General features: G+C 40.8%; 11 protein-coding genes, 2 tRNA genes and 3 rRNA genes. All 16 read left to right on the top strand.

The window, feature by feature from the left end; genetic code table 11:
* The first annotated feature begins 6 nt into the window (after positions 1 to 6).
* Positions 7 to 477 carry a MerR family transcriptional regulator gene (locus tag ACSYSF_RS08760; RefSeq protein ID WP_489867645.1) on the top strand — a complete coding sequence of 157 codons (471 nt, stop codon included), beginning with the start codon at positions 7 to 9 and terminating at the stop codon, positions 475 to 477.
* 127 nt (positions 478 to 604) lie between these two features.
* Complete coding sequence (locus tag ACSYSF_RS08765; protein WP_489867646.1) at positions 605 to 1,867, top strand: hydroxymethylglutaryl-CoA reductase, degradative; 1,263 nt, start codon at positions 605 to 607, stop codon at positions 1,865 to 1,867.
* A gap of 15 nt (positions 1,868 to 1,882) precedes the next feature.
* On the top strand, positions 1,883 to 2,833 hold the full coding sequence (locus ACSYSF_RS08770) for an RNA-binding protein (RefSeq protein ID WP_489867647.1): 951 nt from the start codon (positions 1,883 to 1,885) through the stop codon (positions 2,831 to 2,833).
* A gap of 10 nt (positions 2,834 to 2,843) precedes the next feature.
* Positions 2,844 to 3,545: an NAD-dependent protein deacylase gene (locus ACSYSF_RS08775; RefSeq protein ID WP_489867648.1), complete on the top strand. Its 702-nt coding sequence runs from the start codon at positions 2,844 to 2,846 to the stop codon at positions 3,543 to 3,545.
* Positions 3,546 to 3,988: 443 nt separating this feature from the next.
* A 16S ribosomal RNA gene (locus ACSYSF_RS08780) occupies positions 3,989 to 5,562 on the top strand.
* Between the two features lie 92 nt (positions 5,563 to 5,654).
* Positions 5,655 to 5,729, top strand: a tRNA-Ile gene (locus ACSYSF_RS08785).
* 6 nt (positions 5,730 to 5,735) lie between these two features.
* A tRNA-Ala gene (locus tag ACSYSF_RS08790) sits at positions 5,736 to 5,808 on the top strand.
* A gap of 201 nt (positions 5,809 to 6,009) precedes the next feature.
* Positions 6,010 to 8,925, top strand: a 23S ribosomal RNA gene (locus ACSYSF_RS08795).
* 75 nt (positions 8,926 to 9,000) lie between these two features.
* A 5S ribosomal RNA gene (rrf, locus tag ACSYSF_RS08800) occupies positions 9,001 to 9,117 on the top strand.
* The 16S, 23S and 5S rRNA genes sit together here with 2 tRNA genes alongside, the layout of an rRNA operon.
* Positions 9,118 to 9,341: 224 nt before the next feature.
* Positions 9,342 to 9,839, top strand: a complete 498-nt coding sequence (locus ACSYSF_RS08805) for a DoxX family membrane protein (protein ID WP_489867649.1) — start codon at positions 9,342 to 9,344, stop codon at positions 9,837 to 9,839.
* A gap of 231 nt (positions 9,840 to 10,070) precedes the next feature.
* Positions 10,071 to 12,074: a methionine--tRNA ligase gene (gene metG / locus ACSYSF_RS08810; RefSeq protein ID WP_489867650.1), complete on the top strand. Its 2,004-nt coding sequence runs from the start codon at positions 10,071 to 10,073 to the stop codon at positions 12,072 to 12,074.
* A gap of 83 nt (positions 12,075 to 12,157) precedes the next feature.
* Entirely contained in the window at positions 12,158 to 14,101 is a 1,944-nt protein-coding gene (locus ACSYSF_RS08815; protein ID WP_489867651.1) for a cation:proton antiporter, read from the top strand.
* Between the two features lie 274 nt (positions 14,102 to 14,375).
* Positions 14,376 to 15,194: a TatD family hydrolase gene (locus ACSYSF_RS08820; protein ID WP_489867652.1), complete on the top strand. Its 819-nt coding sequence runs from the start codon at positions 14,376 to 14,378 to the stop codon at positions 15,192 to 15,194.
* Positions 15,184 to 15,744, top strand: a complete 561-nt coding sequence (rnmV, locus tag ACSYSF_RS08825; RefSeq protein WP_489867653.1) for a ribonuclease M5 — start codon at positions 15,184 to 15,186, stop codon at positions 15,742 to 15,744. The genes ACSYSF_RS08820 and rnmV overlap by 11 nt, the downstream gene beginning before the upstream one ends.
* Entirely contained in the window at positions 15,741 to 16,637 is an 897-nt protein-coding gene (gene rsmA, locus ACSYSF_RS08830) for a 16S rRNA (adenine(1518)-N(6)/adenine(1519)-N(6))-dimethyltransferase RsmA (protein WP_489867654.1), read from the top strand. Before rnmV ends, rsmA begins: the two co-directional genes overlap by 4 nt.
* A gap of 50 nt (positions 16,638 to 16,687) precedes the next feature.
* The gene (locus tag ACSYSF_RS08835; RefSeq protein ID WP_489867655.1) at positions 16,688 to 18,091 is read left to right on the top strand and encodes a hemolysin family protein; all 1,404 of its coding nucleotides are present in this window, start codon (positions 16,688 to 16,690) and stop codon (positions 18,089 to 18,091) included.
* The last annotated feature ends 135 nt before the right edge of the window (positions 18,092 to 18,226 follow it).

The raw sequence follows: 18,226 nt of genomic DNA on the forward strand, positions 1-18,226 counted from the left end.
GAGATTATGGCATTTTCAGGAGAGCATGCGTTACGTATGAAGGCCCTGGAATCAGAGTTATTTCAATTTCGAATTGGTGAATTAGCAACCATGACAGGTGTTTCAACCCGTCAATTACGTTACTGGGAAAGTAAAGGGATTATTGATTCATTAAATCGTGAAGGTGAGCAAGATGCTCGTATCTATAATTACCAAACTTATGTAACGGTTGCAGCAATAAAAAGTTTCTTAGATGAAGGTTATGCTTTGAAGGGCGCTGTTAAAAAAACGATGGAATATCAGGGCAATTGGCGTGCAATGCATGATGTCATTCGTAAGAGTGTACAAGGGGTTGTCTTGTTAGATGGTTTATTAACAGTTGATTTGGGCTTTTTTGATGAGGATGAAACGCAACGTTTGTATGCGCGCGTTGATGATAATGATAAAGTAAAATACATCGTGCGACCTTGGCAAGATGAAACGGATCATGACGAGTAGCATATGACAAAGTCTCATAGTTATTAACTAGTTTGTTGGTTAATAACTATGAGATTTTTTGTTAAGAATTAAAAAAGTAACCAATAACTGTTAAACTAATAAAAGACAGAATAAAGAGGAAAAAAGCATGGCAGATTGGCAACAGTTTTATAAACGTTCTTGGTCAGAAAGATTGGCTATTCTGACTAATAATCAAAATTTAACAAGTGAAGAACAAGCTTTAATCCAAGCAAATGCTAGTACGATTGGTGATCAGCAAGTTGAAAATTATATTTATAATTTTGGTGTGCCAACAGGTTTGTTGCTACAATTACCAGTTGATGGTCGCGAAGTAGTTGTACCGATGACGACAGAAGAGCCCAGTGTTATTGCTGCTGCAAATAACGGTGCTCGGATGATGCGCCAGGGTTTGGGCGTACAGACTAAATTCCCAAAGCATTTAATGCGTGGTCAAATTATATTAGTTGAAGTGCAGGACATAACAGCTTTGACGACTTATGTACAAGAACATGAAACGCAACTTTTACAGTGGGCAAATGATGCGCATCCGTCAATGGCTGCCCGTGGTGGTGGTGCTAAGCAAATAACGATGGAGACATTAGACGATACAACGATTGCTGTGAATGTTTTAGTTGATACCAAAGAAGCCATGGGTGCCAATACAGTTAATACAATGGCTGAGGCAGTGGCGTCTAAACTACGGCAGCACGGTTATCAGGTTTTGATGGCAATTTTGTCAAACTATGGCACGGAATCGCTAGTTGAAGCCACTGTTGCCATTCCGGTGACAGCATTAGCTACGAAACAAGGATTGTCTGGTCAAGAAGTGGCGACCAAGATTGCCTTGGCTAGTCATATTGAAACGTTGTCACCACATCGTGCGGTTACAGCTAATAAAGGTATTCTAAATGGTATTGAAGCCGTTGTTTTGGCAAGCGGTAATGATACACGTGCCGTTAATGCTGCCTTGCATGCTTATGCTGCGCACAAGGGTCAATATCAAGGGCTCATTACATGGCAAGTTGTTGGGGATGAGCTGGTTGGTAAAACGACGCTACCATTATCTATCGGCGTTGTCGGTGGTTCGATTGGTATTGTGCCAGCTGTGAAGTTAAATCATCATATTATGGGAAATCCAACGGCTAAGCAATTAGCTAGCATTATTGCAGCTACCGGTTTGGCACAGAATTTGGCGGCACTACGGGCGTTGGTCTCAACAGGAATTCAGGCTGGTCATATGGCCTTGCAAGCAAAGTCATTGGCTATCCAGGTCGGTGCGCAACCAAATGAAGTTGATGAATTAGTTGCCCAATTAAATGCAGGCAATAAGATTAATGCAACAGTCGCCACAGAATTATTAAAGCAAATGCGTTTAGATATGGATAAATAAAGATAGGAAATTAAGATGAAATTTACAAATGACACGCTGAAGTTATTAGATCAAGTTAATGAAATATATCCTGGTTCGGTTATTTTACGAGGTAATGATACAGCGACAGGTATTGTTAGTTATGATCAAGTTTCAACAGAAATGCTAGGGACTCGTTTAATGGTTGAAGTCACTGATGCAACAGCACCCGATTTTTTGGCTACGACTGAATTATTAACGATGCTTTTGACGTTAAATGGCTATCCACAAGTTTATTTCCAATTAAAAGATGACGACATTGATTTGACTGATCAATTAATGGTGATGTCAACGCACTTGTACCAACCAGCTTTACGAGCAATTATTTATCGTGAACAAGCTGCACATGGTATGTTGACTGATAACGTCGTTAAGGGGATGGTTGCTGGTGTACAAAAGACTTTAACTAAGGAAGATGGCCAAGACGTTAATGAAAATGCTTTGCGCGTCTTGACGTTGTTAGACTTACAAGTATTCTTGCATAATGTCCCACAAGATACGGCAGCCATTAAAGAAACAATGGTAGAGTCATATCCAAGCACATGGCAAGCAGCCCAAGATATTTTTGATGCAATGCGAATTGATGATATTAAAGATCCGTTTACTGTGCATCGTGCAGCAGTTACTGCTTTTAAAATGTTTGATGAGAAAATGGCAATGTGGCAATTGCCTGCAATCCACGCTGATGAGTTTGCGACATTGACACCAGTATTATCGGAGCATCAATTACGGTTACCATTGGCACAAGTGTTTGATATTAAGCATTTAACCATGCAAGATCGTAATACTAAACAAGAAGCTTACGCCGGTTTGTTAAAGTCGTCTGGTCAAAATAGTTTTGTCTTGTCAGTACCAGAGAAGGATACCGCGAACTTTTTCAAGGAACTTTACCAAACACCGGTTAAAGAAGTGTTGATTAAATTAGGTCAACCATTTGCAATACGTTAAGGAGGAAATCATGACATTAGTAACGCCAGCTATTCAACAATTGTTTGATGATGCAAAAAATATCGTTTTTTTGACTGGAGCAGGTGTCTCAACTGTTTCAGGTATTCCAGATTATCGATCAAAAGGAGGTATATATGATGGTATGTCATTACCACCAGAATATCTTTTAAGTACAGAAGCATTAAATGAAGCGCCAGATAAGATGTATCAATTTATGAAGGACAATATGTACTTCCCAGATGCTGAGCCTAATATTATTCATCAAAAAATGGCTGAGCTAACCAAAGAAAAACGTGCACGCATCATTACACAAAATGTGGATGGTTTACATTTAAAGGCTGGCGCGATTAACGTTATTGAATTCCACGGTTCACTATATAATATTTATGCAACGACTGATGGTAAGCCAAGTGATGTGGCATCATACTTGCAATCACAATATCGTGAAGATGGTGCCTTGCTTCGGCCAGCAATTACTTTATATGGTGAGATTCCTTTCCGCGTGGATGAAGCAGCCCAATGGATGACTCAAGCGGATCTAGTCGTTATCGTCGGTACAAGTTTTGTTGTTTATCCATTTGCTGGGTTATTACAATATGCACGCCCTTCAGCTAATATCTTGGCGGTTAATTTAGAAGAAATTCCAGCACCGGCTCAGGTACAGCAAGTTGTTGGGGATGCTAGTGAGTTTTTCAAAGAGTTAAATGTATAAAAGAGGCGTGTTAGCAACAACACGATAGTGAAGATTGGGACAGTTAAGTCTCGGTCTTTTTTTATTATGTGGTCAATTCTTTTTAATAGAATGTTCGTAAAAAAATTATCATAATAAGTAGTTGACGAACGTTAAGATTATTGTTATTATTAATAAGTTGGCTAGTGAGCCAGCGATATTACAAGGTTTAATCAAAAACAAAATCAATTAATTTATAATTAAAATAAATTAGTTGTTGACATTGTTCCGATTAATGTGTAATATAGATTAAGTTGTCAGCGAGACAACGTAGACCATTGAAAACTGAATATCGTTTCGATAGAACAAATGTGTAGGGTCATCAAGTAATTTGCTTGATACAAAACATTTGCGAAGTCAATTCGCTAGTAAATTCGTTTAACTTCTGTTGAACAACACAAATATTGAGTTATACTCAAGCTTTTTAAAATGAGAGTTTGATCCTGGCTCAGGATGAACGCTGGCGGCGTGCCTAATACATGCAAGTCGAACGCTTTGTGCAAATTGATATGATGAGCTTGCTCTGATTTGATTTTTGATTTCAAAGAGTGGCGAACGGGTGAGTAACACGTGGGTAACCTACCTCTTAGCAGGGGATAACATTTGGAAACAAGTGCTAATACCGTATAATACCAACGACCGCATGGTTGTTGGTTGAAAGATGGTTCTGCTATCACTAAGAGATGGACCCGCGGTGCATTAGCTAGTTGGTAAGGTAATGGCTTACCAAGGCGATGATGCGTAGCCGAGTTGAGAGACTGATCGGCCACAATGGGACTGAGACACGGCCCATACTCCTACGGGAGGCAGCAGTAGGGAATCTTCCACAATGGGCGCAAGCCTGATGGAGCAACGCCGCGTGTGTGATGAAGGGTTTCGGCTCGTAAAACACTGTTATAAGAGAAGAACGGCACTGAGAGTAACTGTTCAGTGTGTGACGGTATCTTACCAGAAAGGAACGGCTAAATACGTGCCAGCAGCCGCGGTAATACGTATGTTCCAAGCGTTATCCGGATTTATTGGGCGTAAAGCGAGCGCAGACGGTTATTTAAGTCTGAAGTGAAAGCCCTCAGCTCAACTGAGGAGTTGCTTTGGAAACTGGATAACTTGAGTGCAGTAGAGGAAAGTGGAACTCCATGTGTAGCGGTGAAATGCGTAGATATATGGAAGAACACCAGTGGCGAAGGCGGCTTTCTGGACTGTAACTGACGTTGAGGCTCGAAAGTGTGGGTAGCAAACAGGATTAGATACCCTGGTAGTCCACACCGTAAACGATGAGTGCTAGATGTTCGAGGGTTTCCGCCCTTGAGTGTCGCAGCTAACGCATTAAGCACTCCGCCTGGGGAGTACGACCGCAAGGTTGAAACTCAAAGGAATTGACGGGGACCCGCACAAGCGGTGGAGCATGTGGTTTAATTCGAAGCAACGCGAAGAACCTTACCAGGTCTTGACATCCCTTGCAAACATTAGAAATAGTGTGTTCCCTTCGGGGACAAGGTGACAGGTGGTGCATGGTTGTCGTCAGCTCGTGTCGTGAGATGTTGGGTTAAGTCCCGCAACGAGCGCAACCCTTATTATTAGTTGCCAGCATTCAGTTGGGCACTCTAGTGAGACTGCCGGTGACAAACCGGAGGAAGGTGGGGATGACGCCAAATCATCATGCCCCTTATGACCTGGGCTACACACGTGCTACAATGGCATATACAACGAGCCGCTAACCCGCGAGGGTACGCTAATCTCTTAAAGTATGTCTCAGTTCGGATTGTAGGCTGCAACTCGCCTACATGAAGTCGGAATCGCTAGTAATCGCGGATCAGCACGCCGCGGTGAATACGTTCCCGGGTCTTGTACACACCGCCCGTCACACCATGAGAGTTTGTAACACCCAAAGCCGGTGGGGTAACCTTTTAGGAGCCAGCCGTCTAAGGTGGGACAGATGATTAGGGTGAAGTCGTAACAAGGTAGCCGTAGGAGAACCTGCGGCTGGATCACCTCCTTTCTAAGGAAAATCGGAACCTACACATTCTATACGAAACGATATTTAGTTTTGAGTGGTTTACACTCAATGAAAAGACAGAGAGTCGAATCTCTGGGACTGTAGCTCAGCTGGTTTAGAGCGCACCCCTGATAAGGGTGAGGTCGGAGGTTCGAGTCCTCTCAGTCCCATGAAATGGGGAATTAGCTCAGCTGGGAGAGCGCCTGCTTTGCAAGCAGGAGGTCATCGGTTCGATCCCGATATTCTCCATAACAACCTACGGGTTGTTTATTAGTTCTTTGAAAACTGAATCATAATTGTAAATTTTTAAATTCATTTATATTGATAGTATCAATAAAATTGAGCCGAAAAAATACACCGCGTAATTTTTTGAGTTTTTTAAATAAGTTTAAAATCGCTTGTGACCATTGAGTCACAATACTCAAACGAAATCATCAACGAAAGTTGATCGGTTAAGTTATTAAGGGCGCATGGTGAATGCCTTGGCACTAGAAGCCGATGAAGGACGGGACTAACACCGATATGCCTCGGGGAGCTGTAAGTAAGCTTTGATCCGGGGATTTCCGAATGGGGGAACCCAGCTTGTTATGCAAGTTATCGTTTAGTCAATACATAGCTAAACGAAGGTAGACGTTGTGAACTGAAACATCTCATTAGCAACAGGAGCAGAAAGAAAAATCGATTCCGTCAGTAGCGGCGAGCGAACGCGGAGTAGCCCAAACCAGAGTGCTTGCACTCTGGGGTTGTAGGACTACCGTTGTGGAGTTACAAATTTGTTTATTAACAGAATCAGTTGGGAAACTGAGCGAGACAGGGTGATAGCCCCGTATGTGAAAGTAAGCAAACTCCCGTGTAGGATCCTGAGTACGGCCGGACACGTGAAATCCGGTCGGAAACTGCGAGGACCATCTCGTAAGGCTAAATACTCTCTAGTGACCGATAGTGAACCAGTACCGTGAGGGAAAGGTGAAAAGCACCCCGGAAGGGGAGTGAAAAAGTTCCTGAAACCATGTGCCTACAACAAGTTAGAGTCCGTTAATGGGTGATAGCGTGCCTTTTGTAGAATGAACCGGCGAGTTACGATACCATGCGAGGTTAAGGTGGAAAGACCGGAGCCGTAGCGAAAGCGAGTCTGAAATGGGCGCTTAAGTATGTTGTTGTAGACCCGAAACCAGGTGACCTACCCATGTCCAGGGTGAAGGTGTGGTAAAACGCACTGGAGGCCCGAACCCATACATGTTGAAAAATGTTGGGATGAGGTGTGGGTAGCGGTGAAATTCCAATCGAACTTGGAGATAGCTGGTTCTCTCCGAAATAGCTTTAGGGCTAGCCTCGGAAGATAGCGTGTTGGAGGTAGAGCACTGTTTTGATGCGGGGCCCATCTCGGGTTACTAAATTAAGATAAACTCCGAATGCCAATCACGTATGTCCGGGAGTCAGACAGTGAGTGATAAGATCCATTGTCGAAAGGGGAACAGCCCAGATCGTCAGTTAAGGTCCCTAAGTGTGTGTTAAGTGGAAAAGGATGTGAAGTTGCATAGACAACTAGGATGTTGGCTCAGAAGCAGCCACCATTTAAAGAGTGCGTAATAGCTCACTAGTCGAGTGATTCTGCGCCGAAAATGTACCGGGGCTAAACACACCACCGAAACTACGGGTGCCACGTAAGTGGCGCGATAGGAGAGCGTTCTAAGGGCAGTGAAGTCAGACCGTGAGGACTGGTGGAGCGCTTAGAAGTGAGAATGCCGGTATGAGTAGCGAAAGACAGGTGAGAATCCTGTCCACCGTATGACTAAGGTTTCCTGGGGAAGGCTCGTCCTCCCAGGGTTAGTCGGGACCTAAGGCGAGGCCGAAAGGCGTAGTCGATGGCTAACAGGTTGAGATTCCTGTACCAGGTGAACATGTTTGAACAATGGAGGGACGCAGAAGGCTAACAGATCCCAGCGATTGGAAATGCTGGGTCAAGCAATAAGTCTTGAGGTGAGTTAAATGCTTGCTTCTTATAGGACAAGTTGTGATGAGGACCGAAATAAAGTAGGGAAGTCTGTGATGTCACGCTGCCGAGAAAAGCTTCTAGTTAGTGTTTACCTGCCCGTACCGCAAACCGACACAGGTAGTCGAGGAGAGCATCCTAAGGTGAGCGAGTGAACTCTCGTTAAGGAACTCGGCAAAATGACCCCGTAACTTCGGGAGAAGGGGTGCTCAGCGCAAGCTGAGCCGCAGTGAATAGGCCCAGGCGACTGTTTATCAAAAACACAGGTTTCTGCAAAATCGTAAGATGACGTATAGGGGCTGACGCCTGCCCGGTGCTGGAAGGTTAAAAGGAGTGCTTAGCTTCGGCGAAGGTACGAATTGAAGCCCCAGTAAACGGCGGCCGTAACTATAACGGTCCTAAGGTAGCGAAATTCCTTGTCGGGTAAGTTCCGACCCGCACGAAAGGCGTAACGATCTGGGCGCTGTCTCAACGAGAGACTCGGTGAAATTTAAAGACCCGTGAAGATGCGGGTTACCCGCGACAGGACGGAAAGACCCCATGGAGCTTTACTGTAGCTTGATATTGAGTGTTTGTGCAGCTTGTACAGCATAGGTAGGAGCCGTAGAAATCGGGACGCTAGTTTCGATGGAGGCACACGTGGGATACTACCCTCGTTGTATGAACACTCTAACTCACACCACTAAGCGTGGTGGAAGACAGTGTCTGGCAGGCAGTTTGACTGGGGCGGTCGCCTCCCAAAGAGTAACGGAGGCGCCCAAAGGTTCCCTCAGAATGGTTGGAAATCATTCGCAGAGTGTAAAGGCACAAGGGAGCTTGACTGTGAGACTTACCAGTCGAGCAGGTACGAAAGTAGGGCTTAGTGATCCGGTGGTTCCGCATGGAAGGGCCATCGCTCAACGGACAAAAGCTACCCTGGGGATAACAGGCTTATCTCCCCCAAGAGTCCACATCGACGGGGAGGTTTGGCACCTCGATGTCGGCTCATCGCATCCTGGGGCTGTAGTCGGTCCCAAGGGTTGGGCTGTTCGCCCATTAAAGCGGTACGCGAGCTGGGTTCAGAACGTCGTGAGACAGTTCGGTCCCTATCCGTCGCGGGCGTAGGAAATTTGAGAGGAGCTGCCCTTAGTACGAGAGGACCGGGGTGGACGTACCACTGGTGTATCAGTTGTTCCGCCAGGAGCATCGCTGAGTAGCTATGTACGGATGAGATAAACGCTGAAAGCATCTAAGTGTGAAACTCGCCTCGAGATGAGATTTCCCATTCAGTAATGAAGTAAGACCCCTTATAGATGATAAGGTAGATAGGCTAGAAGTGGTAGTACGGTGACGTATGGAGCGGACTAGTACTAATGGTTCGAGGACTTAACCAAGTAGCAAGTGGTGTAAGGCAAGAAAATTTAATTATGATTCAGTTTTGAGAGAACTAAGTTCGCTCAATAAATACGTGTCGTGATGATGGCACTGAGGTCACACCTGTTCCCATACCGAACACAGCAGTTAAGCTCAGTAGCGCCAAAAGTAGTTGGAGGATCGCCTCCTGCGAGGATAGGACGTCGCGATGCAATTGAAGAAAGACTCACAGTAAAATGTGAGTCTTTTTTGTGCATCCATGATGTTGTTATTTAGATAACAATGAGTTAAATATACAAGTAATGATTTGAAAAGTATTTAAAAAGATATTAATAAATAGAAATTTAAATAATAAAGACAGCAATTCGCAAAGGTTATTTTAAGTAAGTGAATTTATCATAGTCCTCATCTTACATGAATTTAAGGAGGACTTTGTATGGTTAAATGGATACAAACCAATAAGATTAGTATGTGGATATTAACAGTCATTCGATTATATGTTGGTTACATATGGTTCACAAGTGGTTGGGGTAAAATTATTTCTGGTAATTTTTCATCAGAAGCCATGGTTCAACAAGCAATTAAGCAACCTGTTACTGGTGCAACTGGTGAACCAGCATATGACTGGTATACAAAATTTTTAGAAAATATCGTACAGCCTAATTTAGGACTATTCGATTTTATGGTGCAATACGGTGAGCTATTAATTGGGATTGGCTTAATTCTTGGAACATTCACGTCGTTAGCTGCATTCTTCGGACTAGGATTAAACTTTACTTATCTACTTGCTGGTATGATTTCAACAAATCCGATTTTGATTATATTGCAAGTTATTATATTAGTATCAGGATTTAATGCTGGTAAAATTGGTGGTGATCGTTGGGTTATACCATTTGTACGTGAAAAAGTACCATTTATGAGTCATAGTAAATAAAGATATAAGCATAATATATGAGTCTTTAATAATGGTTGAGATAATTAATTTTGTCTCAACCATTTTTAATTGATGTTTAGCAATAATTGTTTCCTTTAATGCCTAATGATTAATTTAAGGATTACCTGACAGTGAGGTTTAATTTTTGCTATAATAAATTCACAGACATTAAATTAATGTAGTTAAAAATAACATCTTACTCATTCGTAAGGTGGGAGGTAAAAAATAAGAATGACAGAAGAGAAAAAGAGTTTCTATATTACGACACCAATTTATTATCCATCAGGTAAGTTGCACATTGGTAACACATACACAACTGTGTTAGCCGATGCAACAGCTCGTTATCACCGCCTATTAAATGAAGATGTTTACTTCTTAACAGGTACTGATGAGCATGGACTAAAAATTGAACAAAAAGCCGAAAAGCTAAACGTCTCACCAAAAGAATATGTTGATAAGATGGCTGCAGAGATTAAGCAATTGTGGGCTGATTTGGGTATCAGTAATGATGGCTTTATTCGTACGACTGACGAGTACCACGAAAAAGCAGTTCAGAAAATTTTCCAAAAGTTTTTGGATCAAGGTGATATCTATAAAGGTCAATATGAAGGTTGGTATTCAGTTGATGATGAAGAGTACTTCACTGAATCACAACTAGCCGAAGTTTATCGTGATGATGACGGTAACGTTATTGGTGGTAAAGCACCTTCAGGACACGAAGTAGAACTTGTTAAAGAGGAATCATATTTCTTCAAGATGAGTAAGTATGCTGATTGGCTACTTGATTACTACAAGTCACATCCTAAATTTATTCAACCAGCAACACGTATGAATGAAATGATTAAGAATTTCATCGAACCTGGTCTTGAAGACTTAGCTGTAACACGTACAGCTTTCAAGTGGGGTGTGCCAGTTGCTTCAGATCCAGAACATGTTATTTACGTATGGATTGATGCGTTGTCAAACTATATTACTAAGTTAGGCTACATGTCAGATGATACAACAATGTTTGACAAGTATTGGCCTGCTAACGTTCATTTAGTTGGTAAGGAAATTGTCCGTTTCCACACAATTTATTGGCCAATTATGTTGCACGCATTAGGAATTGCATTGCCTGAAACAATTATCGGTCACGGTTGGTTAACAATGCGTGATGGTAAAATGTCAAAGTCAAAGGGAAATGTTGTTTATCCAGATACTTTGGCTAATCGTTATGGTATTGATGCAGTGCGTTACTATTTGCTACGTGCAATGCCATTTGGTAATGATGGTATTTTCACACCAGAAGATTTCGTTTCAAAACTAAATTATGACTTGGCAAATGATTTAGGTAACCTATTAAACCGTACTGTTGCCATGATTAATAAGTATGAGTCAGGTATTATTCCTGAGTTGCATACTGGATTAACTAAGTTTGATCAAGATCTTGTTGAAACAGCACAAACAACAATTGCTGATTACAATGAAAATATGCAAGCTTTGCGTACGGCAGATGCTTTGGGTAATATTTGGCAATTAATTTCACGTGCCAACAAGTACATTGATGAAACAACACCATGGACTTTGGCTAAAGATGAAAGTAAGGCAGAAGTGTTGTCATCAGTGATGGCACATTTGGCTGCAGCATTACGTGTTGTTGCAACTTTGCTACAACCATTCTTGACTAAAGCACCAGCAGAAATCTTCAAGCAATTAGGCTTAGCTGAATCAAACGTACAAATTGCTGGTTTGAAGTTTGAGGATCTACCAACAGGTGGTCACGTTGTTGCTAAAGGACAACCAATCTTCCCACGTGTTGATGTTGAGGCTGAAGTGGCTTATATTCGTGATAACATGACGGGTCAAGGTGGTAAGCAAACTCGTTCAATGAGCAAGCCAACTGCACCAAAGACCATCAATACTAAAGACGAAATCGTTTTTGATGATTTTGAAAAAGTAGAATTACGTGTTGCTGAAATTAAAGAGGTATCTGAAGTTGAGAAATCTAATAAATTATTACGTTTCAAACTAGATGATGGCTCAGCAGATGGTCGTACAATCTTATCAGGTATTAAGAAATTCTATCCTGATTACACGGCACTAGTAGGTAAGAAAGTTGCTTACGTCGCTAATTTGAAACCTCGTAAGATGATGGGTGAAATGTCTGAAGGTATGCTACTTTCAGCTGAAAAGGATGGCAAGGTAACCTTGTCAATTTTGCCAGATGAAATTGAAGCAGGTTCAGAATTGGGCTAATCATTCATCAATAATACGATTAAAGGATTGGGATGATTATCCCAATCCTTTATTTTTACTAAAATAAAAATGGGAGAGTATGGATGGAAACTTTTTATGCACTGGCTTATGTCTGCATAACCATTGTGCTTGCTAATTTTTTGACGCAAGCTTTTCCTAAAATACCGCAGGCTTTGTGGCAAATTTTAGGTGGTATTTTATTGGCTGTTTTGCCAGTTGTTAATCATTATGTGATCATGCTCGATCCAGAATGGTTTATGATGCTGGTTATTGCACCATTACTATTTTATGAAGGACAAAATACGCAAGCCAGGCTGATTTCTGAACATTTTAAATCAATTATTGAACTGGCAGGTATCTTAGCCGTCTTAACAGTTGTCGTACTAATGATCTTTGGTCATTTAGCCGTTGGCTGGGAGCTGCCATTTGCGTTAGCATTAGCCGCAATTGTAACGCCGACTGATGCCACGGCCTTAGAATCAGTCACGAACGGCTTGGATATGCCAAAAGATATTAAACGTTCGTTGAGCTTTGAGTCATTATTCAATGATGCTACCGGTTTGGTTATTTTAGAGTTAGCAGTTCTTTGGATGAACACGGGTACCTTTTCATTTGTGCACGGCTTTAGTGAATTTCTAATTGTTGCGTTAGGTGGTGTTCTAGTTGGGCTAATTGCCGGCTTTGTATTTATTTATGTTCGTCAGCATTTGTTGCGAGCAGAATTTGACGATACGGTTGCGCACGTTTTGATATATTTCTTAGCACCAATTTTTGTGTTTGGTCTTGCCGAACATGCATTAGGTGTATCAGGAATTATTGCCGTTGTTGTGATGGGGGTTATGTCAAATGTTGAGCGTGAACATACGCAATTTATGGATTCAAGATTAAATCATTTAACATCACAATTAACAGACATTGTTTCACAAATACTTAATGGTTTAGTGTTTGTGTTACTGGGAACTTCATTGGTGCGAGTTGCCAAAGTATATATTTTGCAACCAGTTAGAACATGGTTGTCATTAATTGGTGTTGGTGTTGCCCTGTACTTAGTGATGACACTGTTCCGTTACTTGGTTATTCGTTATAGCGATCGTTTTGGTAATAAGTCATATTCTAAACGTGATGGTGTTGTCTTTGCGATTGGTGGTGTCCACGGTGCCGTGACAATGTCGATGGCTTTTTCATTACCAATGACGTTAAGTAATGGGGCTGCTTTCACCGAACGTGATGCCTTGTTGCTAGTTGCTTCAACTGTGATTATTTTGAGTTTGTTAGTGCCCGTAACAATGTTGCCAATGATGTTGAAACGGTCTGCGCCAGCTTATGATGCAGGTACTTACCACCAACAACACACACAAATGGTAAATGCTGCGATTACTTATGTCAGTCGTTCAGAAGTATCACAAGGTACCAAAACAGTTGTGATGCAACAATTACAAGATCAGTTGGGTTATGGTAATGAACAATTAAATGAAATGAGTCGTAAAAAAGCTTACCGTACGTTGTATCAGGTCGCTGATAAAGCCATGGCGAAGGCAATTGATGAAAATCGCGTGTCAGACGAAGCATTGCAACTTTATAATCGTATGCAATCTATGCAAAATGGTTATGGTAAATTAGGTAAGCAACGTATTCGTATTTGGCAACGAATTATCTCGCGTATTTTCAAACGTCGCATCGTTAAATATCGTCAAAATCATCAAACTAGACATGAAGCCGTCAATGAAGTTATCACGATTATGAATGAAGCGATGACAAAGTATATGGCGCAGTTGTCTCAAGAAGATACTGATCCAAGAGATATGATTGCGCTTAGAAGGGCGTATTCACAACAACAAGCGATTTTGCAGAATCAACAGACTAACTCTGAAGATGAACAACAAACGTTCTTAGAAGCGTTACAAGTAGAGTTGGATTATATCGAAGATCAACGTGCCCAAGGTGATACGGATGCTGGATTGCTAAAAGAATTGTATGATGAAGTTATTAATTCACAAGCAGTTTTGTTGGCCAATTTTGATGAATAATAAAAGAATGTATGGCATAGGGAGTGAGTATTATGTTGGAATTCGCAACCAATATAAAAAGGACCCAATCTATTTACTAAATTTAAAGTTGAATAACATGGTTTGTTTAGGCGGTAAATTGTCGAATTTCTTTCGATGATTTACCGTTTAATTTTATTTGGATGTGTTGATATTAGTCAATCTTTGGCTTTTCCGTAATCATTTGCTAAAATAAAATAGACTGACAATTTAAGAAAAAACAAATTATAAAAAATAAGTGATTGAGGAGTACAGAATGGCAATTTATAAATCTGGGCAGCATCAAGCTAATGGTTATGATACGCACACACATTTAAATGACGATTCATTTTGGCATGATATACCAGCTTACTATGGTCGAGCAACTGAATTTCAAATTGATGAAATGAACATTGTAGGTTATGATAGTCAATCTAATGAGCGTGCCATCCAGTTAGCGCATGAATATGCTGGTATGCACGCTATTATTGGTTGGCAACCAGAAGATATTTTGGAAATGGATGATGGAAAGTTAGCTGTTTTCCGTGAACAATTAAAAGATGATGCCGTTGTTGGCGTTGGTGAAACTGGTTTAGATTATTATTGGGATGAAAATCCAGCTGCTGAAACGCAACAAAAAGCATTCGCCCAACAATTAGCATTAGCACGCGAATTTAAATTGCCTGTTACGGTGCACACTCGTAGTGCAATGACTGATACCTATCATCTATTGCACGAAGCTCACGTTGAAGAGTTTGGTGGTGTTATGCATTCATTTACAGGTACACCTGAAGAAGCTAAGCAGTTTCTTGATATGGGGATGTATATTTCATTTTCAGGTATTGCCACATTTAAGAATGCAAAAGATGTGCAAGAAACGGTGAAATCAATTCCATTTGATCGACTATTAGTGGAAACTGATGCACCATATTTGGCACCAACACCAATGCGTGGTAAGCCTAACGAACCAATGTATGTTCACTATACGATTCAATTTATTGCAGAATTATTGGGCAAGACTTATGATGAGATAGCTGAAATTACAACGAATAATGCTCACAAACTATGGGGCACACAAACACCTAATGAAGATTAAAGAAGTCATTGTCGTTGAAGGGCGTGCCGATACTGAGGCGTTACGACACGCTGTTGACGCCGACACAATTGAAACCAATGGATCAGCACTTAGTGATCAAACCATTGCGACGATTAAACGGGCTGCTGCTAGTCGTGGCGTCATCGTATTTACTGATCCCGATTTTAATGGTGAACGGTTAAGAAAGATGATTAGTGATGTGGTGCCCGATGCAAAGCATGCTTTTTTAACAAAGGATGAAGCTGGTCGGTTGATTAAGCACCATAGTTTAGGCATCGAATATGCAACGCCAGCAACATTACAAGCAGCATTACAAAATGTGTATACGGTAGCTGAAAAAGCAACGATGTCAGATGTGACGATGCGAGATTTACGACATTTGGGATTAGTTGCTGGCCCCAATGCTGCAAAACGACGAGAATATGTCGCTGAAAAGTTGGGCTTGGGTTATGTAAATGGTAAACAGTTGATGCATCGATTGGTCATGTTTGATATTACCAAGCAGAATTTATTAACTGTTTTAGATGAATTAGATGAGGAAAAAGAATGACAGATGTCCCAGATATTGCGACGCCATTGCGTACGCAAGCAATCATGAATAGCTTTGGCATTAATACAAGAAAATCTTTAGGTCAAAACTTTTTGACTGACATTAATATTTTGAAAAATATTGTTTCAGCTGGGGATGTACAAGCTACAGATAATGTGATTGAAATTGGCCCTGGTATTGGGGCTTTGACAGAACAATTAGCGCGTTCAGCTAAAGAAGTGGTTGCCTATGAAATTGATGATCGTTTGATACCAGTTTTGGATCATACAATGGCACCATATGATAACGTGACGATTGTTAATCAAGATATTTTGAAAGTAGATTTAGCGACTGAAATTAAAGAACGCTTCAGTAAACCTGATGCACCATTGAAATTGGTTGCTAATCTACCATATTACATCACGACGCCAATTTTGATGCAGGTATTACAGTCAGATGTTAAGTTTGATAATATTGTCGTGATGATGCAAAAGGAAGTTGCTAACCGTCTATCTGCTGAGGTTGGGACGAAAGACTATGGTTCATTAACCTTAGCTGTGCAATATCGTATGAATGCATCATTGGCCTTTACAGTGTCAAGAACGGCATTTGTGCCAAATCCTAATGTTGATTCAGCAATTATTTCATTAACACCACGGGAACCATTGCAGGTATTACCACATAATGAGCAACAGTTGTTTAACCTATTTAAAGTTGGGTTTACAATGCGTCGTAAGACATTGTGGAATAATTTGATAACTGCATTTGGTAAGGATGATGCAATGAAGGAAAAATTAACGGCAGCTTTGGCAGCTGTTGATATTGATCCACGCATTCGTGCTGAAAAATTGTCGTTAGAACAGTTTATTGATTTACATAATGCATTAGTAAAATATAGTGTGTACACTAAGTAACACAATTTGCTATAATTAAATTTACAATTAATTTTGAAAGAAGGTACATCATGGATTCCGGTCCGTCTATTATCACTAATTTGGTGATTATCATTGTTATTTTGTTGCTAGCTGTTTTGTTTACTTTGACTGAGTATTCTTTAGTTAAAGTCCGTCCTAGTTCATTGCGTGCATTGCAAGAAGCACGTGATAAACCGTCGGCTAAAATTGACCATGCTTTAAACATGTTGAATCATTTATCAGAATATCTATCAACAGCACAAGTAGGTATCACGTTAACCTCATTGATTTTAGGTTGGTTAGGTGAGGATTTCATTGCATCATTAATTATTGATGCTGAGATCTTCCCGCCTGCGATTGCCCATAGTTTGGCTTCAGTTTTAGCTATTTTAATCTTTACATTTATTCACGCGGTCTTTACCGATTTGGTTCCTAAGAATATTGCGATTGATAAGCCAGTACAAATGCTATTAGCGATTGTGCGTCCGGTAATGTTCTTCCATGTGATTTTATTCCCATTAATTTGGTTATTTGATCGTGCAGCTGCATTGTTCACGAAGTTGCTAGGATTTAGTGCGCATCCTGATGAAGATATTTATTCAGAGTCTGAAATTCTATCTTTGTCACAAGATGCTGCTAAAGCCGGTGAGCTTGATGAAGAAGATGTGACCTTTATGGCCCGTGCCTTTGCGATGAATGATAAGGAAGCCATTGATATTATGATTGACCGTACCCAATTGACGGTTATCAATGTGACAGAGACAATCTCAGATGCATTAAACTTGTATCTAGAAGAGAAGTTTTCGCGTATACCAGTTGTGGCTGATAATGATAAGGATAAGATACTTGGATATGTCTTCTCTTATGACCTAGTGCGTCAAGGACGAATTAGTCCGAATGCATCGGTGCGAACGGTATTACGTAATTTGCCAGTGGTTTCTGAAACCCAACCAATTGCGGAAGTCTTGAAAGAGATGATTGATCATCGTGCACCGATTGTTGTGGTTAAGGACGAATTCGGTGGTACATCAGGTATTGTTACTGATAAGGATATTTACGAAGAGCTATTCGGTTCAGTTCGTGATGAAATTGACGATGTTGCTGATGACCTAGCTGAAAAGATGGGCTCAGATGATGATGGTAATATGCACTATAAGGTTTCTGGTAAGATGACCTTATACGATTTTGAGCGTTTCTTTAAAGCAACAATTCCTTCATTCGAAAAATCAGAGAAGGTTACTTTAACTGGTTATGTTTTGGATGAACATCCAGATTTCCATGTTGGTCAAGCCATTCAAATAGCTAATTTTGAAATTACAGCGCTTGATTTCAAGGATGCTTACATTGAAGAATTCGAGGTTGTTGCATTACCACCAGAAAGTATTGAAACACCGGAAGAAATTGATGAAAAGCAAGATAATAAGCACGATTCTAAACATGAGAATAAACATTGATTTGATAAGTAATTAAGTCAAAAAATGTTATCGCAAAGTCAAATTTTGGCTTTGCGATTTTTTATTAGGTTAAACACTAAAAAAATAACTAAAAAATTGTTATAATTAGCGTAAGCGTTTACAACGCCTTTAAAT

The sequence above is a fragment of the Weissella sp. ESL1139 genome, from assembly GCF_058506735.1.

Bases quoted from the DNA above. Each gene is read 5' to 3' on its own strand.
- ACSYSF_RS08765 (WP_489867646.1), top strand. From the start codon at position 605: ATGGCAGATTGGCAACAGTTTTATAAACGTTCTTGGTCAGAAAGATTG.
- rsmA (WP_489867654.1), top strand. From the start codon at position 15,741: ATGACAGATGTCCCAGATATTGCGACGCCATTGCGTACGCAAGCAATC.
- ACSYSF_RS08835 (WP_489867655.1), top strand. From the start codon at position 16,688: ATGGATTCCGGTCCGTCTATTATCACTAATTTGGTGATTATCATTGTT.
- rnmV (WP_489867653.1), top strand. From the start codon at position 15,184: ATGAAGATTAAAGAAGTCATTGTCGTTGAAGGGCGTGCCGATACTGAG.
- ACSYSF_RS08770 (WP_489867647.1), top strand. From the start codon at position 1,883: ATGAAATTTACAAATGACACGCTGAAGTTATTAGATCAAGTTAATGAA.
- ACSYSF_RS08805 (WP_489867649.1), top strand. From the start codon at position 9,342: ATGGTTAAATGGATACAAACCAATAAGATTAGTATGTGGATATTAACA.
- ACSYSF_RS08820 (WP_489867652.1), top strand. From the start codon at position 14,376: ATGGCAATTTATAAATCTGGGCAGCATCAAGCTAATGGTTATGATACG.
- metG (WP_489867650.1), top strand. From the start codon at position 10,071: ATGACAGAAGAGAAAAAGAGTTTCTATATTACGACACCAATTTATTAT.
- ACSYSF_RS08815 (WP_489867651.1), top strand. From the start codon at position 12,158: ATGGAAACTTTTTATGCACTGGCTTATGTCTGCATAACCATTGTGCTT.
- ACSYSF_RS08775 (WP_489867648.1), top strand. From the start codon at position 2,844: ATGACATTAGTAACGCCAGCTATTCAACAATTGTTTGATGATGCAAAA.
- ACSYSF_RS08760 (WP_489867645.1), top strand. From the start codon at position 7: ATGGCATTTTCAGGAGAGCATGCGTTACGTATGAAGGCCCTGGAATCA.